The organism is Xanthomonas sp. NCPPB 1325 (assembly GCF_041477645.2).
Taxonomy (GTDB): domain Bacteria; phylum Pseudomonadota; class Gammaproteobacteria; order Xanthomonadales; family Xanthomonadaceae; genus Xanthomonas; species Xanthomonas cannabis.
The window spans coordinates 1,203,443-1,227,407 of the sequence record NZ_CM192985.1 but is presented as its reverse complement, the minus strand read 5'-3'; the positions used below and the strand labels follow the sequence as shown (position 1 = coordinate 1,227,407).

Sequence of the window (23,965 nt, the reverse complement as noted above, 5' to 3'; positions counted from 1 at the left end):
CGATGACCCGCACGACCCGCCTGTTGTTGACCCTGTTGCTGTGCGCCGGGCCGTGCGCCCTGGCGCTGGCCCAGGCCCGCCCACCCGGGCCGCCGGGCCCGCCCATGGACGGGCCCGGCCCCCGCGGCCAGGGCCCGCGCGACGAGACCCCGATGCCCGAATGGGACCGCCTGACCCAGCAGCAGCGCCAGGTATTGATCGATGCGCTGCGCGAGCGCTGGAACGACGTGCCCGAAGAACGCCCGCGCATGTACCGGCACGCCCAACGCTGGCTGGACATGACGCCCGAGCAGCGCAAGCAGGCCAAGGCCGGCATGGACCGCTTCCGCAACATGAGTCCGGAGCAGCGCCGCGAAGCCAAGGCCTTGTTCGACCGCATGCGCACGCTCAACCCGCAACAACGCGACGCGCTGCAACAGCGCTGGCAGAAGATGAGCCCGGCCGAACGCACTACCTGGCTGCGCGAGCACCCGCCAACCGACGACTGACGGCAGCGCCGCCGCGGCGAGCGCGGCACGCCATCGCACGGGTGCATCCCGGGCGCAGGTGGACGTGCGTGCGGCCACCGTAGGAGCGCGCTGGCGCGCGATGGAGTGTTACCGATGAAGCTCCATCGCGCGCCAGCGCGCTCCTACTCGGAACCGCCGACGCACAAGGCGCATGGACTCGGCAGCGCTATGCAGTCGATGTCGCCGACCAGCGTGTCCTGGCCAGCAGTTCGTCGTCCCAATCGAACGACAGCGCGCCGTCCTTGATCAACAGCGCGGCGAAGGCATACACGTTGCGCGCGAACATCTCGCTGGCATGCACTGCGCCCTGGCTGGCCAGATCGAGCGGGCCGGCGATGACTACCCCGTCGAGATCATAGGTGTCGCCCGGGCGGGTGGCCGCGCAATTGCCGCCGGTTTCCGCGGCCAGATCCACGATCACGCTACCGGCGCGCATGTCGCGTGCCATCTCCATGGTCAGGATTTTCGGCGCCGGGCGCCCAGGCACGGCGGCCGTGCAGACCACCACGTCCACGCCCTTCAGATGTTCGGCCAGACGGCGCTGCTGTTCGGCGCGTTCGTCGTCGGTGAGCTGACGCGCATAGCCACCTTCGCCGGCGGCGCTGACGCCCAGATCCAGGAAGCGTGCGCCCAGCGAGGCGATCTGCTCGCGGGTTTCCGGGCGGACATCGAACCCTTCCACCTGCGCGCCCAGCCGCTTGGCCGTGGCGATCGCCTGCAAACCGGCCACCCCCGCACCGATCACCAGCACCTTGCACGGCCGCATGGTGCCGGCCGCGGTGGTCAGCATCGGAAAGAAACGCGGCGCCAGTTGCGCGGCGATCAACACCGCCTTGTAGCCGGCCATGCCGGCCTGCGAGCTCAATACGTCCATCGATTGCGCGCGCGTGGTGCGCGGCAGGCGTTCCAGCGGAAATGCGATCACCTCGCGCTCGGAAAGGGCCTGCGCGCGTGCAGGGTCGGCATCGGGCGAGAGCATGCCGATCAGCACCGTGTGCGGTTTGCATTGCAGCAGGACATCGGTCGGCGGCGCCTGCACGCATACCACGACATCCGCCTGGCCGAGCGTCTGCGCGTTGGCCAGCTGCGCACCGGCCTGCAGATACGCCGCATCGTCCATGCTGCTGGCGCGGCCGGCATCCGGCTCGATCCAGACGCCGGCGCCAAGCGCGACCAGCTTCCTGACCGTTTCGGGCGTTGCGGCCACGCGGCGTTCGCCAGCGGCCCGTTCTTTCAGCACCAGCACCTGCACAGCCATGGGTTGCTCCGGTCTTGCGCCCAGTCGGGGCGATGCTAGCAGAGCGCGGCATCGCCGCCGGCCGTGCCAACCGATAGCGGCGGATGCAGCCATGCCCGGCACGCCGCCCGAGCGGTCGAGTGGTCGATCGGTCGAGCGCGTCGTCAGGGTTCGAGCACGGCGTGCAGCAGCGGCGCAAACACCACCTCGGGCGCAAAGGCCAACAAGGCCATGTGCTTGCGGTCGATCGCCAGCGAGGCATAGCCGTGCACCGCGCTCCAGGCCAGCAGCGTGCGTTGCTGCAGCACGTCGGTGGCCGGGGCGTGGCCGTGGCGGGCGATCCACTGCGTCCGCACCGTCTCGCGCAGGCTCGCCATCGCCGCGTCGCTGGCCTGCACCAGCCGCGGCAGGCTGCGCGAACACACCTCCAGCCCAAGCATCAGCCGAAACTGCTGCGGGTAGTCGAGCGCGAAGCGCACATAGCCCAACCCACAGCCCAGCAACGGGTCGGCCAGTTCCCGCTGAGCGGTGAGGATGCAGGCGAGCATGCGCTCATAGCCATCGGCCGCCAGCTCCGCCAGCAACCCGTCCAATGAGCCGAAGTGATGCGCCGGTGCCGCGTGCGAGACACCGGCGCGGCGTGCGCATTCGCGCAGGGTCAGCCCCCGCACACCGGATTCGCCCAGCAGTTCCCAGCCGGCCCGGCGCAATGCAGCCGGCAGATCGCCATGGTGATAGGCAGCAGGAGCGTCGGTGCGCGACATGGCGGCTTCGCTTTTCGGGATTCCAGTGGAGCAGATCATCTTGACGCTGACAAGATACGACCGCAGACTCGCTGCATCTTGGCATCGACAAGATGCAATCCGCCCGACTCCACAAGGATTTCGCCCATGCGCGCGCCCATTGCCAAACTGCGTCTACGCATGCTTCGCGGTGCGCTGGCTGGCGCCAGCCGCCTGGCCCCCGGCCCGACCGGGCGCTATCTGGCGCGCCGCTTCGTGACACCTGCCAACGCAGGGCGCCGGCAGGCGGAGGCCATTGCGGCGACCTTGACCGGCGTGCACCGCCAGACGCTGCAGATCGACGGGTTCGACATCGCGGTGTACCAGTGGGGCGACCTGCGCCAACAGCCGTATGTGCTGCTGTCGCACGGCTGGTCCAGTTACGGGCTGCGCTTTGCCGCATGGGTGCCGCAGCTGCGCGCGCTCGGCTATGCGGTGCTGGCGTTCGATCAGGCCGCGCATGGGCTGAGCAGCGGCAAGATCAGCAACATGCCGCATTTCGTGCAGGTGCTGCGCCAGATCGGCAGCCGCTTCGGTCGCCCTGCCGTCTTCATCGGGCACTCGATCGGCGCGGCAGCGGCAGTATTTGCCAACGAGCCGGCATGGCAGCCCGAGCGCTACGTGCTGATCGCGCCGCTGGTCGAACCCGGTGGTAGTGCGCATCGTCAGTTCCGCGCCTCCGCGATCGCGCCTGCGGCATTTGCACCGTTCGAAAACTGGCTTTGCCAGCTGACCGGCCTGCGTTTCGCCGATCTCGACGCGAGCCTGCATCTGCCGCAGCTCGATCGCCCGGCACTGGTCATCCACGACCGCCGTGATCGCGAAACGCCGTGGGACGAAGGCGCACGCTTTGCCGCCCTGTGGCCGGGCGCGCAGCTGTTCAGCACCGAAGGCCTGGGCCACAACCGTCTGGTCGATCATGCCTCGGTGATGGCGCGGGCATTGGACTTCATCGGGCCGGCATCGCGGTAAGCGCGGCGGCATTGCGCTGCACGCGCTCGCGTCGCCGGTGCAGTGCCACTGTTGCGCAATGACACGCCGCTTGCGCGCACTGCCGGGTCCTACAAGGAACGCACCCGCGCCCGTTCTGATCCACCACGCTGACGCAGCGGCGCGAAGGGCGCCGCTCAGTGCACCGTGCTGTTGTTATGCAGCGGATCCAGCCGGTCGATCACGCCCTGCATCGCGCTGTCGAACGCGCCATCGTTGATGTGCTCGCGCAGGCGGCCCAGCCGCACCATCACCGCCAGTTCTTCCGGCGAGGCAACGCAGAAGCGCACGCCACGCCGGTTGACGAACAGCAACCGCTGCGAAATCGGGCTTACCCAGGACAGCTTGCCGGCCTGCACCTTGCCGTCCTTGTCGACGAAATCCAGCCAGGTTCCGATATCCATCGCACGGAAGCGCTCGGCATCGGCACTGTCGATGCTCTGCGCCACGGCATCGGCACCGAGTACCACGCTGACACTCTCGGCCGCCGGTGGCGGCAGATTGACCTGCGGCAGTTCCGGCAAGGCCTTTTCCAGCTCCGGGCGTGCTTCGGCGATTGCCTGCAAGGTGTCGTGCAGCGCGGTGATGGCCACCACCACCGCATCGCCATGCAGACCGACGCTGGCGAAGACGCGGTGCAGGGCCGGTTGCCAGACCTGCAGCCAGGGCTTGCCGATGATGTGCCGGCGTGCCTCGCCCAGTTCTTCCAGCACGCCGTCGGCCAGCGCCAGCGCCTCCACGGTGCCGGGACCTTCGTCGCCGTCGCGCAGGATCGCCATGGTCAGATGGTGCAGCCACGGCTGGCGCAGGAAGTCTTCCAGTGCCTTGGGCAACGGCGCACCGGCCTGCACGCGCTGCTCCATTTCCGCCAGCGCGCGGGTACGCGCCAGCTCGAGCTTTTCCTGACCGCGCTGGGTCTCGGTGGCGCGGCGCTCGGCAATTTCCACACGGCGCCGATGCTGCGACAGGAAATCGCGGAATTCTTCTTCCAGGGTCAGGAAGATCGCCAGGTTCTCGTTGAACTCGGCCACCAGGCGGTCGACGATTTCTTCGACCTTGCCCATCAGCACGCGTTCGGCGGCGCTGTCGCCGTTGTTGCCTTCGCAAGCCTCGGCCAGCGAATTGAGCAGGCGCCGCGCCGGGTGGGTCTTCTGCACGAACATCTTGCGGTCCAGCAGCGCCACCTTGACGAACGGCACCACCAGGCGGCCGATCATTTCGCGGGAGCGGCTTTCCAGATCGCGCTCGTCCAGCATCACGTCGAACAGCATGCCGACCAGATCGATCGCATCCTCGTCCATCGGGTCGAGTTTTGCGGTGGCCGGGTCCACGCCCAGCCGAGTGGCGCTGTTGAGCACCTCGTTCTTCAACCGCTGCGCGAGCGACTCGTTGTCGTCGCCGATCGCTGCCTGCAGCGTCGCGCTCGGCGTCGCCTGCAGCAACGACAGCACCGACATCATTTCGCGCTGGCTCAACGGCCGTTGCTGGCCCACCGCCACCGACGCGGCAGAGGCGGCGTTGTCGCGCACGTTACGGGTCTGCTGCAACAACTCGTGCAACGCATCCAGCAGCATGCCCTGGCTGCCGCCGGGATGATCGGTATCGCCCTCCATGCCACCGCCGGCACCGTCGGCATGGCCACGCTGTGCGGCCGCCTGCATGCGGCCGCGGCTATGCGCCCAGCGGTCCAGGAAGCGGTTGGCCCAGGCGGGCGCGTACTGGTCGTTCTGATCGTCGCCGCCCAGCTCGACGTTACCGCCCTGTGCCTCGGCCTGCGCGCGCTCTTCCGGCGTCTCGCTGCGTGACGGCATGCGCGGCGGCGGGCGTTTGGGCTGGGACATTTCCGGCATCACGCCGGCCTTGGCCAGCGTCTCGTCCAGGCGGGCGTACAGCTTGCCGATCGGCTCGGCCAGGTCGCGTTCGCACAGCTTGATCAGGACCAGACGCACTTCCGGCGCCAGATCGCAGGTGGCAAAGGCCTCATGGATCGCCACGCCCAGGTGTTCGGGACCGATCGGGTTGGTGTCGGCCACCAGTTCCAGGCCGCCGGCGATCCAGCCCAACCGGCGGTCCACCCGCGACAGCACCTGCTTGAAATCGCGCAGCAGCACGGTCGCCAGATTGCGGACTGCCAGCCGCGATTCGAGCACGTGCTCGGGCACCAGACTCAGCGGGCCGGTGCCCATGTCGCCTGCCAGCACCACTTCGGCCGACAACGGTGTACCCAGTACCAGCGCCTGCCAGCCGTCTTCCAGCTGCTGGCGGAATTGCGTGGCCACGTCCTCGCGCCTGCGGCGCAGCTCGCGCATGCCATCGAGAAACAGCAACTGTGACGTGCCCGCAGACTCGGCGCGATCGAACAGGACATCATCGAAATGTGCAACTGCAGCTGCAAACACCTGCACGAGCGCGGGCACGAACACGTCGTGCGCCTGTTCGAGCAAGCGTTGGTCACGGCCCGGGTGTCCCGACGGACTGGGCTGAAAAGTCATGCGCAAAGGCTCCCCGCCTCTGCAGGCGCGAAAATATCCAAACGAGGAAAAACAGACGCGGCCCCAAATTCCGCCCCCGCATGGTAGGCGTTTCGCTCGTTTGTTAAATGTGACGCCATTCTCACTTTACTCGTGACCGCCCAGGGTTTGCGTGTCAGGCCGACATCCTAGCCCGCAACGCTGCGGTGGAGCCTGCCGTCACCCGTTATACGCCTGCGGGGGTTAAGGCTTCAGCTTGACGGACGCGTCCAGACCGTCGACCACGCCCTGCACCACACTGCAGAAGGCGTCGTCCTCGATAAACGCCTCGGCCAGCGGGATCAGCACGATGTCGCAGACCTGATCGAGCAGGTGCGGTTGCGTCTGGGCCGCGGGCCGGTGGCAGCGAACCGGGTCATCCGACCACCCAGGAGGGAGGCATGAGGTGACTGACCACGCTACGGGCATTGACCCGGCCGGCCAGCATGCGGCGGGCGTTGGGAAGGGCCCGTCTATAATCGCCTGCCCGTCGACCAGAACCGCAACTTATGCACGCACCGTATTCGCTACAGGCGCTGGACGCGCGTCGCTCGGTCCCGTCCAAACAGCTGGGTGAGCCCGGGCCGGATGAAGACACCTTGCTGCGCATGCTGACATCGGCCGTGCGCGTGCCCGACCACGGCAAGCTGGTGCCGTTCCGTTTCCTGCGCATCGGTGGCGAGGCACGGCATGCGCTGGGCGACTTCCTCGCCGAGCGCATTCAGGCCGCCGATCCGCTGGCGCCGCCGGCGGTGGTGGAGAAGGACCGCAACCGCTTCAGCGACGCTCCGCTGGTGATCGTGGTGATTGCCGCCCTGCGTCCCGGGCACAAGGTCCCAGAGCAGGAACAACTGCTGACCGCCGGCTGCGTGTGTTTCGCGCTGCTGCAGGCTGCGCAGGCACACGGCTTCGGCGCACAGTGGCTGAGCGGCTGGATGGCCTACGACCCAGCGGTCATCGGCTATCTCGGCCTGGAAGAACACGAACGCGTTGCCGGTTTCATCCATATCGGCACGCCACGCATGCAGGTGCCCGAGCGCGAGCGCCCGGACCCGCGCACCTTGCTGCGCGACTGGACCCCATGAGCAGCCTGCCCGGTGCGATTGCCGCGGCGCTGCCGGGCAGGCCACGTCCGCAGCCGCTGTACCTGATCGATGCCAGCCTGTACGTCTTTCGCGCCTGGCACTCGATCCCGGACGAATTTCAGGATGCACAAGGCTGGCCGACCAACGCGGTGCACGGGTTTGCGCGTTTCTTGCTGGACCTGCTCGAACGCGAGCGCCCGCACCACATCACCATCGCCTTCGACGAGGCCTTGGACAGCTGCTTCCGGCATGCGATCTACCCGGCCTACAAGGGCAACCGCGAGCCGGCGCCGGATGCGTTGCGTCGCCAGTTTGCGCATTGCAAGGCACTATGCGCCGCACTGGGCCTGAGCGTGCTGGCGCACCGCGACTATGAGGCCGACGATCTGATCGGCAGCGCCCTGCATAGCGTGCGCACACAGGGGCTGCGCGGTGTCATCGTGTCGGCCGACAAGGATCTGTCGCAATTGCTGTTCGAACACGACGAACAGTGGGATTACGCACGCAACCTGCGTTGGGGCATGGACGGGGTCAAGGCACGGCATGGCGTGCATGCGCACCAGATCGCCGACTATCTGGCGCTGTGCGGCGACGCAATCGACAACATCCCCGGCATCACCGGGATCGGCGCCAAATCGGCCGCTGTGCTGCTGGCGCATTTCGGCAGCCTGGACGCACTGCTGGAGCGCATCGACGAGATCCCGTTCCTGCGCTTGCGCGGCGCCGCGCAGATGGCGGTGCGCTTGCGCGAACAGCGCGAGCACGCATTGCTGTGGCGCCAGCTCACCACCATTGCGCTGGACGCGCCGCTTGACCTGACCGACGCCGGTTTCACGCGCGCGCACGCCGACGCGGACATGCTGATCGGGCTGTGCGACAGCCTGCGCTTCGGCCCGCTCACACGCCGGCGCCTGCTGGCCGTGTGCGACGGCGCCGCGCTCCCCCCTCCTCCCGCCTCCCTGTCTCAAGGCATCTCCCCATGAACCGACACGACACCCCGCCCACCGTGGTCTACGAAGGCAAGTACCAGCGCATGGTCGTGCGTGGCACCTGGGAATATTCCGAGCGCGTGCATGCCGGCGGCCTGGCCGCGATCATCGTGGCGGTGACGCCGGACGATGCGATGTTGTTCGTCGAACAATTCCGCGTGCCGCTGCAGGCGCGCACCATCGAAATGCCGGCCGGGCTGGTGGGCGATGTGCATGCGGGCGAGTCGATCGAGCTGTCGGCGATCCGCGAACTGGAAGAAGAAACCGGCTGGACCGCCGAGCATGCCGAAGTGCTGATGATCGGCCCCACCTCGGCCGGTGCCAGCAGCGAGAAGATCGCCTTCGTGCGCGCCACCGGGCTGAGCAGGGTCGGCGCCGGCGGCGGCGACGACAGCGAAGACATCACCGTGCACGAGATTCCACGCGCGCAGGTCGGCACCTGGCTGGTGCAGAAGATGGCCGAGGGCTACCAGATGGACCCCAAGCTGTGGGCCGGCCTGTACCTGGTCGATCACGCACTGGATGGCACGCCGCGTGGCTGACACTGTCGTCGCTCCCTTGCTTGGCCCCGACGATCCGGCACCGTTTACCGTGCACAACGCGCAGGCGGCCTCGCCATGGCTGTTGATCGCCGACCACGCCGGCCAGCGCGTGCCGGCACGGCTGGCCAATCTGGGCCTGCCGCAGTTTGAGCTGGACCGCCATATCGGCTGGGATATCGGCATTGCGCAGGTCACGCAGCTGTTGGCCGATGCGCTGGACGCCGTTGCCATCGCCCAGACCTATTCGCGGCTGGTGGTCGACTGCAACCGCCCGCACGCGTCCGCCACCCTGATGCCCGAGGTGAGCGACGGCACATCGATTCCCGGCAATCTGCAGCTGTCGGCCGAGGCGCGGCGGCAGCGCATCGACGAGATCTTCGCGCCTTACCACGCACGCATCGCGGCGGAGCTGGAGACCCGTGCGCAGCGCCAGCAGCCGACCTTGCTGGTGTCGATGCACAGCTTCACCCCGATCATGGCCGGCCATGCGCGACCCTGGCATGCCGGCGTGCTGTACAACCGCGACACCCGGCTGGCGCATCGCCTGTTGCAGGCGTTGCGTGCCGAACCGGATCTGGTGGTCGGCGACAACCAGCCCTATGCAGTCAGCGATGCCAGCGACTATGCGATTCCGGTGTATGGCGAAGGCCGCGGCCTGCCGCATGTGGAACTGGAGATCCGCCAGGACCTGATCGCCGATGCGGCCGGGCAACACGCATGGGCACAGCGCCTGGCACGTATCCTGCCGTCATTGGGACAGGCATTGCTGCTGCCCTGAAACCGGCAATCACTGTCGGCAATTAATGTAGGAGCGCGCTTGCGCGCGATGAGGCGTTACCGATAACGCTCCATCGCGCGCAAGCGCGCTCCTACCGGGTGTCGAGGCTTTAACGGTAACGCTCCATCGCGCGCAAGCGCGCTCCTACGGGTCATGCGAGGGCATGACCCGGCTGCCCTGACGTCGTCGCTCAGGCAAACCCATCGGTGGCACGCACCAGCGCATCGACGTTTTCCGGCTCGAATGCCGAATGCCCGGAGGCCGGGCTGATCTGCAGCTGCGCCTTCGGCCAGACCTTGTGCAGGTCCCAGGCGCTTTGCAACGGGCAGACCACGTCGTAGCGGCCGTGCACGATCACGCCGGGGATGTCGGCGATGCGGTGCGCATCGCGCAGCAGCTGGCCTTCGACCTCGAAGAAGCCGTTGTTGACGAAGTAGTGGTTCTCGATGCGCGCGAACGCCAGCGCAAAGTGCGCGTCCTCGTGCCCGGTGACGAAGTCCTCGTCCACATGCAGGAAGCTGGTGGCGCCTTCCCACACGCTCCAGGCCTTGGCCGCGGCCAGGCGCGTGGCTTCGTCGTCGCTGGTCAGGCGGCGATGGAAGGCCGCGATCAGATCGCCGCGCTCTGCGGTCGGGATTGCATCGATGTAGTGCTCCCAGGCGTCCGGGAACAGGCGGCTGGCGCCTTCCTGGTAAAACCACTCCAGCTCGAACCGGCGCAGCAGGAAGATGCCGCGCAGCACCAGCTCGGTGACCTGCTGCGGATGGGTCTGCGCATAGGCCAGCGCCAGCGTCGAGCCCCAGCTGCCGCCGAACACCTGCCAGCGGTCGATGCCCAGGTGCGTGCGCAGGCGCTCAATGTCGGCGACCAGATCCCAGGTGGTGTTGTCGGTGAGGTCTGCATGCGGGGTGGAGCGCCCCGAGCCACGCTGGTCGAACAGCACGATGCGGTACTTGGCCGGGTCATGGAAGCGCCGCATCTTGGCGTTGCAGCCGCCACCCGGGCCGCCGTGCAGCATGACCACCGGCTTGCCCTGCGGGTTGCCGCACTGCTCGAAGTACAGCGTGTGGCGGTCATCGACCTTCAGGCTGCCCTGCTCGTAGGGCGTGATCTCGGGATAGAGCGTGCGCATGCGTCGGTCCTGGGCGAAAACGCATAGTGTATCGACCGGCGGCACCGCTGCCGCCTGCCCCTTCTGTGGCGCAGCACCGCTGCGCATGCCGGCGCCGAGCGGCCGGTGTTGAGCACCTGTGGCGGCAACGCGGCTCAGCGCGTGGCCGCTGCCTCCCAGCGGCCCAGGGTCACCCGGTCGCGCTGTTCCAGGTCCTGATGCGTGGCCACCTGCGCAAACCCCTGCGCGCGCAGCAGCTCGGCCACCGCCGCGCCCTGGTCCCAGCCATGCTCGAGCAGCAGCCAGCCGCCGGTACGCAGATGGCCGGGCGCCTGCGCCACGATCAACCGGATGTCATCCAGCCCGTCCTTGCCGGAAGCCAGTGCGCTGGCCGGTTCATGGCGCAGGTCGCCCCGTTCCAGATGCGGGTCGCCGGCCGCGATGTACGGCGGGTTGCTGGCGATCAGGTCGAACTGCTCGCCGGCCAGCGGCGCAAACCAGCTGCCGTGTCGGCAGTGCACGTTCGATAGGCGATGCCTGTCGGCATTGCGCTGTGCGATGGCGAGCGCGGCCGCACTGGCATCGGTGGCGACCACCGCGGCCTGCGGCCGCTCGCTGGCAATCGCCAGTGCGATGGCACCGCTGCCGGTGCCCAGGTCGGCGACGCGGCGGCCGGGCGCGTGGTCCAGCCGTTCCAGCGCCAGCTCCACCAGGGTCTCGGTGTCGGCGCGCGGGATCAGCGTCGCCGGCGAGACTTCCAGATCCAGCGTCCAGAACCCGCGCGAGCCGGTCAGATACGCCACCGGTTCACCGGCCTGACGCCGCTGCACCAGTGCGTCGAAAGCAGCGGCGACGGCGCTGGGCACCGGGTCGCGGCCATGGGCGAAGAGCCAGGCGCGGTCGCGGCCCAGCGCGTGCAATAGCAGGGGTTCGGCATCGCTGCGCTCGATCCGCGCCGCCGCCAGCCGCAGCAGCTGTTCGCCGGACAGGGCGGCAGGATCGTGGCTCATACGGATCGTTCACTCATGCGAAACATCGGCTGACCATTATCGGAGATGGAGCGTCGCCGCTGCAGCACCAGATGCCGTCTGCAAAGTCGATAGCCAAAAACTATCTATCCAATTCCATCAATCGATTTGAGGAATCTATCGGTCCTGCCTACCATGGCGACTGTTCCATCCCCCGCCCCCCTTTCATCGCACGAGGAAACTCAATGTCTCTCATCAACACTCAGGTCCAGCCGTTCAAGGCGAATGCGTACCACAACGGCAACTTCATCGAAGTCACCGAGGCCAGCCTGAAGGGTAAGTGGTCGGTGCTGATCTTCATGCCGGCCGCGTTCACCTTCAACTGCCCGACCGAAGTGGAAGACGCCGCCGATAACTATGCCGCCTTCCAGAAGGCAGGCGCCGAGGTCTACATCGTCACCACCGACACGCACTTCTCGCACAAGGTGTGGCACGAAACCTCCCCGGCCGTGGGCAAGGCGCAGTTCCCGTTGATCGGCGACCCGACCCACAAGCTGACCCGCGCCTTCGGCGTGCACATTGAAGAAGAAGGCCTGGCCCTGCGCGGCACCTTCATCATCAATCCGGAAGGCGTGATCAAGACCCTGGAAATCCACGACAACGCCATCGCCCGCGACGTCACCGAGACGCTGCGCAAGCTCACCGCAGCGCAGTTCGTGGCCAACAATCCTGGCCAGGTCTGCCCGGCCAAGTGGAAGGAAGGCGCCAAGACCCTGGCTCCGTCGCTGGACCTGGTCGGCAAGATCTAAGCCGGCTGTCACCTCCGACCTGTCATCAGGTCGGAGCATCTCCGGCCCGCACGGGCCGGAGGTGAACCGGAGCCGGTGCCGGGCTGCCCGCCAGCCATCGCCAGCACGCACTCCGACCTTGCGCCGGCTGCGGTTCACCTCCTTCCTCTTCCGGCGACCTGCCTCAGCGCAGCGACGCCACGCCCTCCCCTTGCCCATTCCCAGGAGTTCTCCATGTTGGATGCCAACCTCAAGACCCAGCTGACCGCCTACCTGGAACGGGTCACGCGGCCGATCCAGATCAATGCGTCCATCGACGACAGCCCGGCTGCGCGCGAGATGCTCGACCTGCTCGAAGACCTGGTGCTGCTCTCGGACAAGATCAGCCTGGACATCCACCGCGACGACAACCAGCGCAAGCCGTCCTTCGCGCTGACCACGCCGGCCCAGGACATCTCGCTGCGCTTTGCCGGCCTGCCGATGGGCCACGAGTTCACCTCGCTGGTGCTGGCGCTGCTGCAGGTGGGCGGCCACCCGTCCAAGGCCACTGCCGAGCTGATCGAGCAGGTGCAGCACCTGGACGGCGATTACCAGTTTGAAACCTATTTCTCGCTGTCGTGCCAGAACTGCCCAGACGTGGTGCAGGCGCTGAACCTGGCCGCCGTGCTCAATCCGCGCATCAAGCATGTCGCCATCGATGGCGCGCTGTTCCAAGACGAGGTCGAAACCCGCCAGATCATGTCGGTGCCGACGGTCTACTTGAACGGCGAGCTGTTCGACCAGGGCCGCATGACGCTCGAGCAGATCGTCGCCAAGCTCGACACCAATGCCGCCAAGCGCGATGCCGCAAAAATCGCTGCCAAGGACGCCTTCGACGTGCTGGTGGTGGGCGGTGGCCCGGCCGGCTCGGCAGCGGCGGTGTATGCCGCACGCAAGGGCATCCGCACCGGCGTGGCTGCCGAACGCTTCGGCGGGCAGGTGCTGGACACCATGTCTATCGAAAACTTCATCTCGGTGCCGGAAACCGAAGGCCCGAAGATGGCTGCTGCGTTGGAGCAGCACGTGCGCCAGTACGACGTGGACATCATGAACCTGCAGCGTGCCGAGCAATTGGTGCCGGCCGGTGCCGATGGCCTGATCGAGATCAAGCTGGCCAATGGCGCCTCGCTCAAGAGCAAGACCGTGATCCTGTCCACCGGTGCGCGCTGGAGGCAGATGAACGTGCCGGGCGAGGACCAGTACAAGAACAAGGGCGTGGCCTATTGCCCGCATTGCGACGGCCCGCTGTTCAAGGGCAAGCGCGTGGCGGTGATCGGCGGCGGCAACTCCGGTGTGGAAGCGGCGATCGATCTGGCCGGCATCGTGGCGCATGTCACGCTGATGGAATTCGACGACAAGCTGCGCGCCGACGAGGTACTGCAACGCAAGCTGCGCAGCCTGCACAATGTGCGCATCATCACCAGTGCGCAGACCACCGAAGTGCTGGGCGACGGGCAGAAGGTCACCGGACTGGTCTACACCGATCGCACCGGCGGCGACAGCCAGCATGTGGAACTGGAGGGCGTGTTCGTGCAGATCGGCCTGCTGCCCAACACCGAGTTCCTGCGTGGCACGGTGGAGCTGTCTCCGCGCGGCGAAATCATCGTCGATGACCGTGGCCAGACCAATGTGCCGGGCGTGTTCGCCGCCGGCGACGCCACCACGGTGCCGTACAAGCAGATCGTGATCGCGATGGGCGAAGGTTCCAAGGCCGCCCTGAGCGCGTTCGATTACCTGATCCGCTCCAGCGCCCCGGTCAGCGCCGAGAACGTCGCGCAGGCCGCATAAGCGCAGCGGCCGCCAACGCCCGGCCCAGCCGGGCGCTAAGCTGGCTGCACGCGTCCGTCGTCCACCGTCATCGCCATGAGGGCTGCTGCACATGAATCTGCGTGACCTGAAATATCTTGTAGCCCTGGCCGACCACAAGCACTTCGGTCGTGCTGCGACGGCATGTTTCGTCAGCCAGCCGACGCTGTCCACCCAGATCAAGAAACTCGAAGACGAGCTCGGCGTGTCGCTGGTGGAACGCGCGCCGCGCAAGGTCATGCTGACCCCGGCCGGCCGCGAAGCTGCCGTGCGTGCGCGCAGCATCGTGGCCGAGGTCGAACAGATGAAGGAAGCCGCACGGCGCAGCCAGGACCCGGAAGCGGGCACCGTGCGGCTGGGCATCTTTCCCACCCTGGCACCGTACCTGTTGCCGCATGTGGTGCCGCGCATCCGCGAGCGGTTCCCGCGTCTGGAACTGCTGTTGATCGAAGAGAAAAGCGATCAACTGATGCATCAGCTGCGCGAAGGCCGGCTGGACGCTGCGTTGCTGGCGCTGCCGTTGCAGGACGACCAGCTGCATGCCGAATTCCTGTTCGAAGAGCCCTTCGTACTGGCCGTGCCGGAAGGCCACCCGCTGTCGCGCCATGACAGCATGACCCTGGACGATCTGTCCGAGCAGCGCCTGTTGCTGCTGGAAGACGGCCATTGCCTGCGCGAGCAGGCACTGGATGTCTGCCACCTGGCCGGCGCGCTGGAGAAATCCGAATTCCAGGCCACCAGTTTGGAAACCCTGCGCCAGATGGTGGCGGCCAATGTCGGCGTGACCTTGCTGCCACTGCTGGCGGTCAAGCCGCCGGTGGCGCGTTCGGACAACATCCGTCTGATCCGCTTCCGCGAAGACAAGCAGCCCAGCCGCCGGATCGCGATGGCATGGCGTCGTAGCTCGGCCATGACCGGTTTTCTGGAGCAACTGTCGCAGTTGTTCAAGGAACTGCCCGACACCCTGTTTGCGCTGGATCAGCCTGCGACAGGGCCGAAGGCAGTGGCTGCCTGAACGTTGGGATTCGGGAATCGGGAATCGGGAATCGGGAATCGGGAATCGGGAATCGGGAATCGTAAAAGCGTATCGCGGTTGCGGTCGCTTTGATCGCCGGGTGGAGATTTGAATTGGGCGGCGCGCGAGCGTCGCTTTTTGTTTGTCTATGCGCAGCACTCTTGTTGAGGTTGGCCGCGTATCGACCCGCCGCTGTCTGCTGGACACGGCTGTCTGCTGGACGCGGCTGGCGGCTGGCGGCTGGCGGCAGCACGCTGCCCACGCGACCATGCGATTTGCGAGCAGCGTGTTGGTTCGCCTGCTTGAGAATGAGACTGCGACGCTTGCGGCATGCGGTGGGAGCAGGCTCGTTTGCAGCGGCCGTTATGCCCGCCCCCTCCGCTTGTCTCAACCGCAGCACTTGCTGCTGCACCAGGCCTGCAGCGCCTGCCTGGCGGCACGTGCCGGTGCCTTGGAGTCGCAACGCGTCCATGCATTGCGATCAGCCGCCGGCGCCCTCATCTTATCGGTGCCGCTTGCCATGTCGGCGAGCCGTTTCTGTCAGGAGATCGCCATGACTTCGCAACACCACAGCGGCTTGCCGCCGTCCATCCTTGTGTCCAGCCACGACCTCGCCCGGCTTGAGGCGTTGCTCGATTCGCCTGCCTTCCACAAGCATCCCGCCGCCACCGCGCTGAGCGACGAACTCGGCCGCGCCCGTGTGCTGCCGCCCGATCAGATTCCCGGCGATGTCGTCACCATGCACTCCCGCATCGACTGCGAAGATGAGCTGCATGGCGAACGACATACGCTCACCCTGGTGTACCCGCACGAGGCCGATGTCCAGCACAGCCGCATCTCGGTGCTTGCGCCGGTCGGCAGTGCCCTGCTTGGCCTGTCGGTCGGCCAGAGCATCGACTGGCGCACGCCCGACGGGCGCAACCTGCGCCTGCGCGTGACCGCCGTGCACGACCAACCCGCCATTGCGGGCGACTTCCAGCGCGCGGCGCGCTAACGTAGCGCGCTGCGTCATCCCCGACCCGTTCCACGATTCGAGAGAACCCGCATGACTGCATCCCCCTCCAAGCTTGCCCAACTGCGTGAGCTGTCCGTTGTTGTCGCCGACACCGGCGATTACGACGCCATCAAGCGCCTGAAGCCGGTCGATTGCACCACCAACCCCACCCTGGTCAAGAAGGCGCTGGACCTGCCGGTCTATGCCGACCTGATCGAACGCGAGCTGGCCTGGGGCCGCGAGCACGGTGGCGAAGACCGCACTGCCACCGTCAACGAAGTCGCCGACCGCCTGACCATCGGCGTGGGCGTCAAGCTGGCCGAACTGGTGCCGGGGCGCGTGTCCACCGAAGTCGACGCCGATCTGGCGCACGACACCCAGGCCACCATCGCCAAGGCGCGCAAGTTCATTGCGATGTACGCCGAGCGCGGCGTGTCCAAGGACAAGATCCTGATCAAGATCGCCGCAACCTGGGAAGGCATCGAAGCCGCCCGTCAGCTGCAGAAGGAAGGCATCGACTGCAACCTGACGCTGATCTTCAACCGCTCGCAGGCACTGGCCTGCGCAGAGGCCGGCGTGTTCCTGATCTCCCCGTTCGTGGGCCGGATCCTGGATTACTACGTCGCCCAGGGCCAGACCCCGGCCACGATCGATGAAGATCCGGGCGTGGTGTTCGTCCGCACCGTCTACAACGAGTTCAAGCAGCGCGGCTCGTCCACCGTGGTGATGGGGGCCTCGTTTCGCTCCACCGCCCAGATCGAAGCCCTGGCCGGTTGCGACCGCCTGACCATTTCGCCGGACCTGCTGGAAAAGCTCGACGCCGAACACGGCGAGCTGCCGCGCAAGCTCTCGCCGGCCAAAGCCAACGACGCGCAGATCACCCCGATCGACAGCGACAGCTTTGCCACCGATCTGGCGGCCGATGCGATGGCCACCGAAAAGCTCGCCGGCGGCATCGACACCTTTGCCAAGGATCTGCAGGCCCTGCGCAAGACCATCGCCGACAAGCTCGCCGGCTGATAGCGGCAGGGTGCTCCTGCGAAACGACGCCTGCAGCCAGATGGCTGCGGGCGTTGTCGTTTGTGGAGGTGGCAGCAACATCGCCTGCCATCGAGGCCCAAGCGATGGATGCGACACCATTCCATCCTCGACCGCACGCCATTCGCACAGGCCTCAAGCCCCGTATCCGCAGTGCCAGGACAGCTGCGACCTTGCGCTCTTGGCTATTGCACACGCCCTGGCCCGGCGGGTAACGCGCCACATGATTGCCGAGCACGGCCCGTCATTGCTCTCCACACGCCGCTTACACCCGCCACGCGCGCACTGCCTAGAATCCGGATTCCCTCAACTGGCGTAACGGACAATGGCAAACATTGCAGTGGTGATGGTCGACGGCGTCGCCGATTGGGAAATCGGCGTGGTGCTACCGGCGGCACGCGAATGGTTCGGCGACCAGGTCGCCATCGCCAGCATCGACGGGCAGCCGGTCCAGTCCATCGGCGGCCTGCGCATCACGCCGGAATTTGCGCTGTCCGATCTGGCGCCGCTTGAGGCCGATCTGTGGATTCTGCCCGGCAGCGAACGCTGGCAAGCCGGCGAGATTCCCGGCCTGAGCGGCCTGCTGGTCGAGCGCGTGCAGCAACAGCGCCCGGTCGCGACCATCTGCGGCGCCACCATTGCCCTGGCCTATGCCGGCCTGCTCGATGAGCGCGCGCACACCAGCAACGCGCTGGCGTTCCTGCAGGAACACGTCGTGCCATATGCGGGCGCAGCGCACTACCGCCATGAAAAGGTCGTCAGCGCCGATGGGATCATTACCGCACCGGGCACCAGCCCGGTGGGCTTCGCCCTGGCGTGCATGCGCTTGCTGCATCCGGAGCGCAGCGACACGTTGGCGCAGTTGCGCGGCATGTTCGCCGGTGAATTCGTGTGATCCAGCGGATCCAGGCACGCACAGCTGATGCTCGGCATCGATGCGCCGTGCCGATGCACTGAACCCGGTCTGCGCACCGTTGGCTGCAGCGATTCACCAGCAGTGATTGGCCACCGAGTCGTTGCGGCGAGTGCATCCACCTTCTGCATCGCTCGCCGCAGCAACTCACCAATACTGATTGCGGCACAGCTTCGCCAGCCGATTCGCTGTTCACACACACGGCGCCAACGCCAGCCCGTATTGCGAACACCACCCAAAAAAAAGATGGCCACGTCGTCTCCGACGTAGCCATTCAAGTTGCCTGGCATGCACTCCCATGCGCTGCCTGATCGTGATAACGCTGCCGGTCACTGTCGGCCATCGGCGCACTGCCACGATCACGTGGATGACAGCGCTTCAATCCGGCCCGCCTTTCCGTCAGGCATCCAGCCCGATCGGGCAGCTCACTCCCGTTCCGCCAAGCCCGCAATAGCCGTTGGGATGCTTGGCGAGATATTGCTGGTGATCGTCTTCGGCGTAATAGAACGTGGGCGCCGGGAAACGGATCTCCGTGGTGATCGCGCCATACCCGGCTGCAGTGAGTTGCTGCTGGTAGGCATCGCGGCTGGCCAGTGCCGCGTCGTATTGCTCCTGCGTCGTGCAGTAGATGGCCGAGCGGTATTGCGTACCGACATCGTTGCCTTGCTGCATGCCCTGGGTGGGGTCGTGGCTTTCCCAGAACGTGCGCAACAACTGGGCAAACGACACCGTCTGCGCGTCGTACACCACCAGCACCGCCTCGGTATGGCCGGTCTGCCCGGAGCACACTTCCGAGTAGGTTGCGTTCGGTGTCTCGCCCCCGGCGTAGCCCACCGCCGTGGTGTACACCCCGGGCACGTTCCAGAACTTGCGTTCCGCACCCCAGAAGCAACCAAGCCCGAACTGCACCTGGGCCAGGCCGGTGAATTCACCGCGCAACGGATGACCGTTGATCAGGTGCGTGTTGTGCAGCGGTAGTGCCTGCTCGCGTCCGGGCAATGCCTCGCCCGGACGTGGCATGCGTTGTTTGAAGGCGCCGATTCCCAGCATGGTGCAACTCCGCAATCGTGAGGATTGCCTGCTGGATGGCGCCGGCCGCGGCAGCTTTCAAGCCTGCACGGCCGGCGCACGGTCGCCGGAGGGCACTTACTTGGTCTTGGCAACCGCCGAACGCGTATCGACTTCCGGCATCGCCGAGCTGTGGTGGTTGATGATCAACCACTTGCCGTCGCGCTTTTCGTACACGAAGGTGTAGCGCGCCTGCACGTCGCTCTTCTTGCCGTTCTTGTCGGTGAGCGTGAAGGTGTAGACGCCGGCGTCCACGGCGCTGTCGTCATCGAGCACGCGCACGGTGCGGTAATTGACCACGCCCTTGGGCTTTTTGGCCAGGAACATCTCGAAGTACTTTTCGATCTGCTCGCGCGAGGCGCGCACTTCATTGGATACGGTCGGCAGCAACACGCCATCCGGTGCGTACAGATCGGCCACTTTGTCCGGGTTACCGGTTGCCAGTGCGGCGTTCCAGGTGTCAAACAGTGCAGCGACTTCGCGCTCTTCGCCGCCAGCCGGCAGCTTGGCCTTGTCGGTGTAGTGCATCACGCCGCCAGCCAGCGCCGGGGTGGCAGCCAGAGCCAGAACCATAGAGAACAGAGTGCGACGCATGGGAATCTCCGTTGGGTTGTTGTGGGGTGCCTCATCGGGCGAGCTCAGTATCGAAATCAAGCGGCCCCAACAATTCTGCCGACTGGCATATACTTAAATATGCTGATCGGCCTAGAGCGAATCCATGGAAACCCCTACCAGTGCTGGTGATTGGCGGCTTGCCTTGCGCCGCGAGGCCTCCGATGGCGCACGCTGGCAGGCGCTCTGGGAGGCAGCCGTGGCGCTGCGTCAGGCACACACCCCCGAGCAGGCCTGCGATGCCGTGCTGGGGCGCGTGCTGCTGTTGCTGGGCCTGGAGCACGGCGCGGTGCTGGCACAGCGCGGGCCGCGTACGCAGGTGCTCGCCAGCCGTGGGCAGGCCCTGCCGCCCGGGGCCAGTGCGGCCGGCGACAGCCACGACGCAGCCTGGCTGATGCCGCCGCGCCCGGCCGACATCCGCGAGGCCAGGGTGCCGATCCATGCACTGGGCACTACCCACGGCATGGTCTGCGTGGCCTGGAACGACGGCCGCCCTGCCCCCGGCAACGATGACGTGCAGGCGTTGCAGGCCTTCGCCCTGTTGCTGCCGGCGATGGTGGCCGAACCGGCCAAACCGGTTGCCACGCGGCGGCGCAAACCGCTGCAGGACGATCGCCTGAACGCGCTGAGCAAGCGCGAGAAACAGGTGCTGTCGTTGCTCCCGCGCGGACTCACCAACGCGAGCCTCGCAGCTGAACTGGGGATTTCTCCCGGCACGGTGAAAGTGCATGTGGAGCGAATCCTGCAGAAACTTGAGGTAAAAGATCGCACCCAGGCCGCGGTGTACGCGGTCCAAGCCGGACTCGCGCTATGAATGCATTGGCAGTGCGTTGGAACGATTGGCCGATCACCCGCAAGAGCCTGGCGGTCGTCACGTTGCCGTTGTTGTTGCTGGCCGTCGCATTGATGGCGATCTACAGCGTGGAGCGGCAGAACATCGCCGCCGAAAACGACGTACGCCAGACGCTGGAGGTGCTGAGCGATCTGTACGAAGCGCATGCGCTGCTGGCCGAAACTGCGGCCGGTGTGCGTGGCTACCGGCTGGTGCGGCGCGATGAATTCCTCACCCCGTATCGCGATGCCGAGCCGCGCCTGCAGCGGGTGGCCGAGCGTCTGTCGCAACGCATTACCGACCCGGGCCAGGCGCAGCGGTTTGCGCGCATCAAGCCACTTTTTGCCGAAAAAATGCAGGGTTGGCGCCGGCTGCTGGCACCGGATCTGAGCCGCGAGGAAGAAATCCGCCAGCTCTGGGACGGCAAGTACAAGCTCGACATCCTGCGCGCGGAACTGCGCGAGCTGCGCAATTACGAAACCGCGCAATTGCAGGTGCGCACGGCCAAGGCGCAAGGGCTGCGCCAGCGCAATCTCATCATCACCCTGAGTGCAGCCATGCTCGGCGGCCTGGGCGCGGTGTTTGCGGTGGCCTGGTTTGCCTCGGCACTGTCCGGGCGTCTGCGCACGCTGGCGGCAAATGCGGACCGCCTGGGCGAAGGCCTGCCGCTGGCACCGCAACCGCGTGCCGGCGACGAGCTGGGCCAGGTCGGTCAGCGTCTGGCGCAGGCCAGCGAACTGCTGGCCGCGCGCGCGGCCGAAGCGCAGCTGGCGCGGCGCGAAGCAGAAACCGCCAATCGCGCGAAGACCGAGTTCCTTTCGCGCAGCAGCCACGAACTGCGCACTCCGCTCAATGCCATCCTGGGCTATGCGCAGGTGCTGGAAATGGACCTGCCCGAGCCCGGCCACCGCCGCCACCTGCAGCACATCCTGGGCGCCGGCCGGCACTTGCTGGGGCTGATCACCGAGCTGCTGGACATCGCGCGCATCGAGGCCGATCAGCTGGATCTGAGCCCGGAACCAATCTCGGTGCGCGCCGCCGTGCACGAGGCGCTGGGCCTGATCGCACCGGATGCGGACCGATACGGCATTGCCCTGCAACCGCCGGCCATCGAAGCGACGTGGACGGTGCGCGCCGACGCGCAGCGGCTGCGGCAGGTCCTGCTCAACCTGTTGTCCAATGCGGTCAAGTTCAATCGTCCCGGTGGCCAGGTGCAGGTGAGCGCACACGCCGGCGACGAGCAGGTGCGCATCACCGTGGCCGATCAGGGCGCGGGGCTGACCCCGGCGCAGATCGAGCGGCTGTTCACGCCGTTCGAGCGGCTGGGTGCCGAGCGTTCTGCCGTGGAAGGCACCGGCCTGGGGCTGGCGCTGAGCAAGCGCCTGATCGAGGCGATGGGTGGGCAGATCGGGGTGGACAGCAGTCGCGATGGCGCGCGCTTCTGGATCTCGCTGCCGCAGGGCGAGCCGCAACGCAGCGAGCCCGCACGGACCCTGCTGCCGCTCAGCACCACCGGCAGCGGCGTCTGCCGCCTGTTGAGCATCGAGGACAACCCTTCCAACCAGGCGTTGATCCGCACGCTCACCGAGCGCCGCCCGCAATGGCAGCTGCTGGAAGCGGCCAGCCTGGCGCAGGCGCGCGAACTGCTGCGGCAGGGCGTACCGGACCTGATCCTGCTGGACCTGCACCTGAGCGACGGCAACGGCGAAGAGTTGCTGCGCGAGTTGCAGGCGCAGCCGGCCACCGCGCAGGTCCCGGTGGTGGTGATCAGTGCCGATGCCACCACCGCCACGCTGGCGCGCGTCGGCAATCAGGGCGTGCGTGCGTATCTGACCAAGCCACTGGACGTGGCGGAATTCTTCACCGTGATCGACAGGTTGCTGGCATGACACGCGACGAAATTCTCGGCTCCCGCATCCTCATCGTCGACGACGAGCCGGCCAATGTGCGGCTGCTGGAAGACCTGCTGCAGCGCGAAGGCTTCCAGCAGGTCATCGCCACCACCGATCCGCTGCGGGTCATGGGCCTGGTCTCGGCATTTGCACCGGATCTGATCTTGCTGGACCTGAAGATGCCGGAGCTGGACGGCTACGCCCTGCTGGAACAGCTGGCCCGGCTGTCCGACCCGGCGCATTTCCTGCCGGTGATCGTGCTCACCGCCGACCCCAGCCGCAGCGCGCGCCACCGTGCATTGGGTCTGGGGGCAAAAGACTTTCTGACCAAGCCGCTGGACACCTTCGAGGTGGCGCTGCGGGTCTGGAACGTGGCCGAAACCACCGTGCTGTTCAAGCGCCTGCGTGCATTGGCCGCGCCGGAGGCTGCGCCCCCCGGGTGGCGCCAGCCGGGATGATGCCTGCACAGCGTAGGAGCGCACCCGGGCGCGACGGGGCGTTTATCGGCACGGCCCCGTCGCGCCCGGGTGCGCTCCTACAACTGGCGCTGCGCTACAGCGCGCGGGTGACCTCGCCGCACAGGCCAATGTCTGCCAGCACCGCCTGCGCCTGGCTCAGGTGCAGGTCGGCGACGCAGACCTGCAGCACGCCGAAGGCCGGCAGTTCGCCGGCACCGCCCAATAGCGACTCGCCGAACACGAATGCGGTGATGCCGGCATCTTCCAGCGCGTGCTTGGCCAGATGCGCGTCGATGATGTGACTGGCGCGATACGCGATCTGCATGTCAGCCGCGCTCCAGGCGTTCGCGCTCGGCACCCTGCTTCCACTCGCGCAGTGCCGGCAGTGCATCCAGTGCGGCCAGATAATCGCCGGCGGCTTCGAACAGCGGCACGCCATAGCTGGTAAAGCGCAACGCCACCGGCGCGTACATCGCATCGACGATGCCGAACTCGCCGCACAGGAACGGCCCGGCGTGGCCGTGCTCGGCGCGCAAACTGGCCCACAGCGCCTGGATGCGGGTGATATCGCGCTCGACGGCGGCGTCCCACTGCGCGGGCGCGGGCGTGCGGGCCAGGTCCATCGGCAATTGGGTGCGCAGCGCGCCAAAGCCCGAGTGCATCTCCGCCGCGGCCGCGCGCGCCTGCGCACGCCCGGCCTGCTCGGCAGGCCAGCCGCGTCCATCCAGCCAACGCTCGTTGACGTACTCGCAAATCGCCAGCGAATCCCATACATGCAGGGTGTCGTCCCACAGCACCGGCACCTGGCGCGTCGGCGAATACCCGGCGATACGGGTCTGGAATTCCGGCGTATCGAGCGGCAGCGCGACTTCCTGGAACGGCACCTGGAAGTGCCGCAACAGCAGCCACGGCCGCAACGACCAGGAAGACAGGGTCTTGTCGCCGATCACCAGGCGGGGCAGTGACATGGGTGGGGCGCTCCAACGGGGTTGGCGCAGCGTACGCGTGG

The 23,965-nt window shown here is 66.9% G+C and carries 24 protein-coding genes; 15 read left to right on the top strand and 9 right to left on the bottom strand.

Annotated elements, in window-relative coordinates; translation table 11 throughout:
• Positions 1 to 2: 2 nt before the first annotated feature.
• Positions 3 to 488 (top strand): DUF3106 domain-containing protein, encoded by a 486-nt coding sequence (locus ACCQ10_RS04940; protein ID WP_372362406.1) that lies wholly within the window; start codon positions 3 to 5, stop codon positions 486 to 488.
• A 187-nt stretch (positions 489 to 675) separates the two neighbouring features.
• On the opposite strand, the gene ACCQ10_RS04935 is transcribed toward ACCQ10_RS04940, so the two are convergent.
• Positions 676 to 1,767 carry an NAD(P) transhydrogenase subunit alpha gene (locus ACCQ10_RS04935; RefSeq protein ID WP_166752391.1) on the bottom strand — a complete coding sequence of 364 codons (1,092 nt, stop codon included), beginning with the start codon at positions 1,765 to 1,767 and terminating at the stop codon, positions 676 to 678.
• A gap of 143 nt (positions 1,768 to 1,910) precedes the next feature.
• Entirely contained in the window at positions 1,911 to 2,510 is a 600-nt protein-coding gene (locus ACCQ10_RS04930; protein WP_372362405.1) for a TetR/AcrR family transcriptional regulator, read from the bottom strand.
• Between the two features lie 126 nt (positions 2,511 to 2,636).
• Between ACCQ10_RS04930 and ACCQ10_RS04925 the strand changes: the two genes are divergently transcribed.
• The gene (locus ACCQ10_RS04925; protein ID WP_372362404.1) at positions 2,637 to 3,500 is read left to right on the top strand and encodes an alpha/beta hydrolase; all 864 of its coding nucleotides are present in this window, start codon (positions 2,637 to 2,639) and stop codon (positions 3,498 to 3,500) included.
• A gap of 155 nt (positions 3,501 to 3,655) precedes the next feature.
• Here the strand turns inward: ACCQ10_RS04925 and pacR are convergent, their stop codons facing one another.
• Complete coding sequence (gene pacR, locus ACCQ10_RS04920; protein ID WP_506191971.1) at positions 3,656 to 6,010, bottom strand: PacR family protein; 2,355 nt, start codon at positions 6,008 to 6,010, stop codon at positions 3,656 to 3,658.
• Positions 6,011 to 6,537: 527 nt separating this feature from the next.
• On the opposite strand from pacR, the gene ACCQ10_RS04915 reads away from it, so the two are divergent.
• The 4 genes from ACCQ10_RS04915 to ACCQ10_RS04900 are packed head-to-tail and all read left to right on the top strand — an operon-like array spanning position 6,538 to position 9,422.
• Positions 6,538 to 7,113 carry a nitroreductase family protein gene (locus ACCQ10_RS04915; protein WP_372362403.1) on the top strand — a complete coding sequence of 192 codons (576 nt, stop codon included), beginning with the start codon at positions 6,538 to 6,540 and terminating at the stop codon, positions 7,111 to 7,113.
• Positions 7,110 to 8,096, top strand: coding sequence for a 5'-3' exonuclease (locus tag ACCQ10_RS04910; protein WP_372362402.1), 987 nt, complete (start codon positions 7,110 to 7,112; stop codon positions 8,094 to 8,096). The genes ACCQ10_RS04915 and ACCQ10_RS04910 overlap by 4 nt, the downstream gene beginning before the upstream one ends.
• The gene (locus ACCQ10_RS04905) at positions 8,093 to 8,644 is read left to right on the top strand and encodes an NUDIX hydrolase (protein ID WP_166743971.1); all 552 of its coding nucleotides are present in this window, start codon (positions 8,093 to 8,095) and stop codon (positions 8,642 to 8,644) included. Before ACCQ10_RS04910 ends, ACCQ10_RS04905 begins: the two co-directional genes overlap by 4 nt.
• Positions 8,625 to 9,422 carry an N-formylglutamate amidohydrolase gene (locus tag ACCQ10_RS04900; protein ID WP_372362401.1) on the top strand — a complete coding sequence of 266 codons (798 nt, stop codon included), beginning with the start codon at positions 8,625 to 8,627 and terminating at the stop codon, positions 9,420 to 9,422. The genes ACCQ10_RS04905 and ACCQ10_RS04900 overlap by 20 nt, the downstream gene beginning before the upstream one ends.
• A gap of 190 nt (positions 9,423 to 9,612) precedes the next feature.
• Here the strand turns inward: ACCQ10_RS04900 and pip are convergent, their stop codons facing one another.
• Entirely contained in the window at positions 9,613 to 10,554 is a 942-nt protein-coding gene (gene pip, locus ACCQ10_RS04895) for a prolyl aminopeptidase (protein ID WP_184552719.1), read from the bottom strand.
• Positions 10,555 to 10,688: 134 nt separating this feature from the next.
• Complete coding sequence (prmC, locus tag ACCQ10_RS04890) at positions 10,689 to 11,543, bottom strand: peptide chain release factor N(5)-glutamine methyltransferase (RefSeq protein WP_372362400.1); 855 nt, start codon at positions 11,541 to 11,543, stop codon at positions 10,689 to 10,691.
• Positions 11,544 to 11,746: 203 nt separating this feature from the next.
• Between prmC and ahpC the strand changes: the two genes are divergently transcribed.
• The 6 genes from ahpC to ACCQ10_RS04860 all read left to right on the top strand — a co-directional run bounded on the left by ahpC (position 11,747) and on the right by ACCQ10_RS04860 (position 18,076).
• The gene (gene ahpC / locus ACCQ10_RS04885; protein ID WP_039523700.1) at positions 11,747 to 12,310 is read left to right on the top strand and encodes an alkyl hydroperoxide reductase subunit C; all 564 of its coding nucleotides are present in this window, start codon (positions 11,747 to 11,749) and stop codon (positions 12,308 to 12,310) included.
• 213 nt (positions 12,311 to 12,523) lie between these two features.
• Positions 12,524 to 14,116, top strand: coding sequence for an alkyl hydroperoxide reductase subunit F (ahpF, locus tag ACCQ10_RS04880; RefSeq protein ID WP_372362399.1), 1,593 nt, complete (start codon positions 12,524 to 12,526; stop codon positions 14,114 to 14,116).
• A 91-nt stretch (positions 14,117 to 14,207) separates the two neighbouring features.
• Positions 14,208 to 15,149, top strand: coding sequence for a LysR substrate-binding domain-containing protein (locus ACCQ10_RS04875; protein ID WP_039410005.1), 942 nt, complete (start codon positions 14,208 to 14,210; stop codon positions 15,147 to 15,149).
• Between the two features lie 553 nt (positions 15,150 to 15,702).
• Complete coding sequence (rnk, locus tag ACCQ10_RS04870; RefSeq protein WP_047695455.1) at positions 15,703 to 16,143, top strand: nucleoside diphosphate kinase regulator; 441 nt, start codon at positions 15,703 to 15,705, stop codon at positions 16,141 to 16,143.
• Between the two features lie 51 nt (positions 16,144 to 16,194).
• The gene (gene tal / locus ACCQ10_RS04865; RefSeq protein WP_039410002.1) at positions 16,195 to 17,163 is read left to right on the top strand and encodes a transaldolase; all 969 of its coding nucleotides are present in this window, start codon (positions 16,195 to 16,197) and stop codon (positions 17,161 to 17,163) included.
• A gap of 343 nt (positions 17,164 to 17,506) precedes the next feature.
• Entirely contained in the window at positions 17,507 to 18,076 is a 570-nt protein-coding gene (locus ACCQ10_RS04860) for a type 1 glutamine amidotransferase family protein (protein ID WP_372362398.1), read from the top strand.
• A 417-nt stretch (positions 18,077 to 18,493) separates the two neighbouring features.
• Here ACCQ10_RS04860 and msrA read toward each other — a convergent pair whose 3' ends face one another.
• Both msrA and ACCQ10_RS04850 read right to left on the bottom strand, forming a co-directional pair.
• A complete protein-coding gene (gene msrA, locus ACCQ10_RS04855; RefSeq protein WP_372362397.1) occupies positions 18,494 to 19,144 on the bottom strand; it encodes a peptide-methionine (S)-S-oxide reductase MsrA in 651 nt (216 codons plus the stop codon).
• Between the two features lie 96 nt (positions 19,145 to 19,240).
• Positions 19,241 to 19,756, bottom strand: a complete 516-nt coding sequence (locus ACCQ10_RS04850) for an SgcJ/EcaC family oxidoreductase (protein ID WP_039409994.1) — start codon at positions 19,754 to 19,756, stop codon at positions 19,241 to 19,243.
• A gap of 124 nt (positions 19,757 to 19,880) precedes the next feature.
• Here ACCQ10_RS04850 and ACCQ10_RS04845 point away from each other — a divergent pair, with 124 nt between their 5' ends.
• Genes ACCQ10_RS04845 through ACCQ10_RS04835 form a run of 3 tightly spaced genes read left to right on the top strand, consistent with a single transcriptional unit; the run spans position 19,881 to position 22,956 of the window.
• Positions 19,881 to 20,588: a helix-turn-helix transcriptional regulator gene (locus tag ACCQ10_RS04845; protein ID WP_104580894.1), complete on the top strand. Its 708-nt coding sequence runs from the start codon at positions 19,881 to 19,883 to the stop codon at positions 20,586 to 20,588.
• Positions 20,585 to 22,495, top strand: a complete 1,911-nt coding sequence (locus tag ACCQ10_RS04840; protein WP_372362396.1) for a hybrid sensor histidine kinase/response regulator — start codon at positions 20,585 to 20,587, stop codon at positions 22,493 to 22,495. Before ACCQ10_RS04845 ends, ACCQ10_RS04840 begins: the two co-directional genes overlap by 4 nt.
• The gene (locus ACCQ10_RS04835) at positions 22,492 to 22,956 is read left to right on the top strand and encodes a response regulator (protein ID WP_039409985.1); all 465 of its coding nucleotides are present in this window, start codon (positions 22,492 to 22,494) and stop codon (positions 22,954 to 22,956) included. Before ACCQ10_RS04840 ends, ACCQ10_RS04835 begins: the two co-directional genes overlap by 4 nt.
• 94 nt (positions 22,957 to 23,050) lie before the next feature.
• Here ACCQ10_RS04835 and ACCQ10_RS04830 read toward each other — a convergent pair whose 3' ends face one another.
• Together ACCQ10_RS04830 and ACCQ10_RS04825 are read right to left on the bottom strand one after the other, a co-directional pair.
• Complete coding sequence (locus ACCQ10_RS04830) at positions 23,051 to 23,281, bottom strand: putative signal transducing protein (RefSeq protein WP_039409981.1); 231 nt, start codon at positions 23,279 to 23,281, stop codon at positions 23,051 to 23,053.
• Position 23,282: 1 nt separating this feature from the next.
• The gene (locus ACCQ10_RS04825; protein WP_372362395.1) at positions 23,283 to 23,924 is read right to left on the bottom strand and encodes a glutathione S-transferase family protein; all 642 of its coding nucleotides are present in this window, start codon (positions 23,922 to 23,924) and stop codon (positions 23,283 to 23,285) included.
• Positions 23,925 to 23,965: the final 41 nt, after the last annotated feature.

What these genes read in the sequence shown, in the direction of transcription:
- ACCQ10_RS04940 (WP_372362406.1), top strand. Translation starts at nt 3, where the DNA reads ATGACCCGCACGACCCGCCTGTTGTTGACCCTGTTGCTGTGCGCCGGG.
- ACCQ10_RS04935 (WP_166752391.1), bottom strand. Translation starts at nt 1,767, where the DNA reads ATGGCTGTGCAGGTGCTGGTGCTGAAAGAACGGGCCGCTGGCGAACGC.
- ACCQ10_RS04930 (WP_372362405.1), bottom strand. Translation starts at nt 2,510, where the DNA reads ATGTCGCGCACCGACGCTCCTGCTGCCTATCACCATGGCGATCTGCCG.
- ACCQ10_RS04925 (WP_372362404.1), top strand. Translation starts at nt 2,637, where the DNA reads ATGCGCGCGCCCATTGCCAAACTGCGTCTACGCATGCTTCGCGGTGCG.
- pacR (WP_506191971.1), bottom strand. Translation starts at nt 6,010, where the DNA reads ATGACTTTTCAGCCCAGTCCGTCGGGACACCCGGGCCGTGACCAACGC.
- ACCQ10_RS04915 (WP_372362403.1), top strand. Translation starts at nt 6,538, where the DNA reads ATGCACGCACCGTATTCGCTACAGGCGCTGGACGCGCGTCGCTCGGTC.
- ACCQ10_RS04910 (WP_372362402.1), top strand. Translation starts at nt 7,110, where the DNA reads ATGAGCAGCCTGCCCGGTGCGATTGCCGCGGCGCTGCCGGGCAGGCCA.
- ACCQ10_RS04905 (WP_166743971.1), top strand. Translation starts at nt 8,093, where the DNA reads ATGAACCGACACGACACCCCGCCCACCGTGGTCTACGAAGGCAAGTAC.
- ACCQ10_RS04900 (WP_372362401.1), top strand. Translation starts at nt 8,625, where the DNA reads ATGGCACGCCGCGTGGCTGACACTGTCGTCGCTCCCTTGCTTGGCCCC.
- pip (WP_184552719.1), bottom strand. Translation starts at nt 10,554, where the DNA reads ATGCGCACGCTCTATCCCGAGATCACGCCCTACGAGCAGGGCAGCCTG.
- prmC (WP_372362400.1), bottom strand. Translation starts at nt 11,543, where the DNA reads ATGAGCCACGATCCTGCCGCCCTGTCCGGCGAACAGCTGCTGCGGCTG.
- ahpC (WP_039523700.1), top strand. Translation starts at nt 11,747, where the DNA reads ATGTCTCTCATCAACACTCAGGTCCAGCCGTTCAAGGCGAATGCGTAC.
- ahpF (WP_372362399.1), top strand. Translation starts at nt 12,524, where the DNA reads ATGTTGGATGCCAACCTCAAGACCCAGCTGACCGCCTACCTGGAACGG.
- ACCQ10_RS04875 (WP_039410005.1), top strand. Translation starts at nt 14,208, where the DNA reads ATGAATCTGCGTGACCTGAAATATCTTGTAGCCCTGGCCGACCACAAG.
- rnk (WP_047695455.1), top strand. Translation starts at nt 15,703, where the DNA reads ATGACTTCGCAACACCACAGCGGCTTGCCGCCGTCCATCCTTGTGTCC.
- tal (WP_039410002.1), top strand. Translation starts at nt 16,195, where the DNA reads ATGACTGCATCCCCCTCCAAGCTTGCCCAACTGCGTGAGCTGTCCGTT.
- ACCQ10_RS04860 (WP_372362398.1), top strand. Translation starts at nt 17,507, where the DNA reads ATGGCAAACATTGCAGTGGTGATGGTCGACGGCGTCGCCGATTGGGAA.
- msrA (WP_372362397.1), bottom strand. Translation starts at nt 19,144, where the DNA reads ATGCTGGGAATCGGCGCCTTCAAACAACGCATGCCACGTCCGGGCGAG.
- ACCQ10_RS04850 (WP_039409994.1), bottom strand. Translation starts at nt 19,756, where the DNA reads ATGCGTCGCACTCTGTTCTCTATGGTTCTGGCTCTGGCTGCCACCCCG.
- ACCQ10_RS04845 (WP_104580894.1), top strand. Translation starts at nt 19,881, where the DNA reads ATGGAAACCCCTACCAGTGCTGGTGATTGGCGGCTTGCCTTGCGCCGC.
- ACCQ10_RS04840 (WP_372362396.1), top strand. Translation starts at nt 20,585, where the DNA reads ATGAATGCATTGGCAGTGCGTTGGAACGATTGGCCGATCACCCGCAAG.
- ACCQ10_RS04835 (WP_039409985.1), top strand. Translation starts at nt 22,492, where the DNA reads ATGACACGCGACGAAATTCTCGGCTCCCGCATCCTCATCGTCGACGAC.
- ACCQ10_RS04830 (WP_039409981.1), bottom strand. Translation starts at nt 23,281, where the DNA reads ATGCAGATCGCGTATCGCGCCAGTCACATCATCGACGCGCATCTGGCC.
- ACCQ10_RS04825 (WP_372362395.1), bottom strand. Translation starts at nt 23,924, where the DNA reads ATGTCACTGCCCCGCCTGGTGATCGGCGACAAGACCCTGTCTTCCTGG.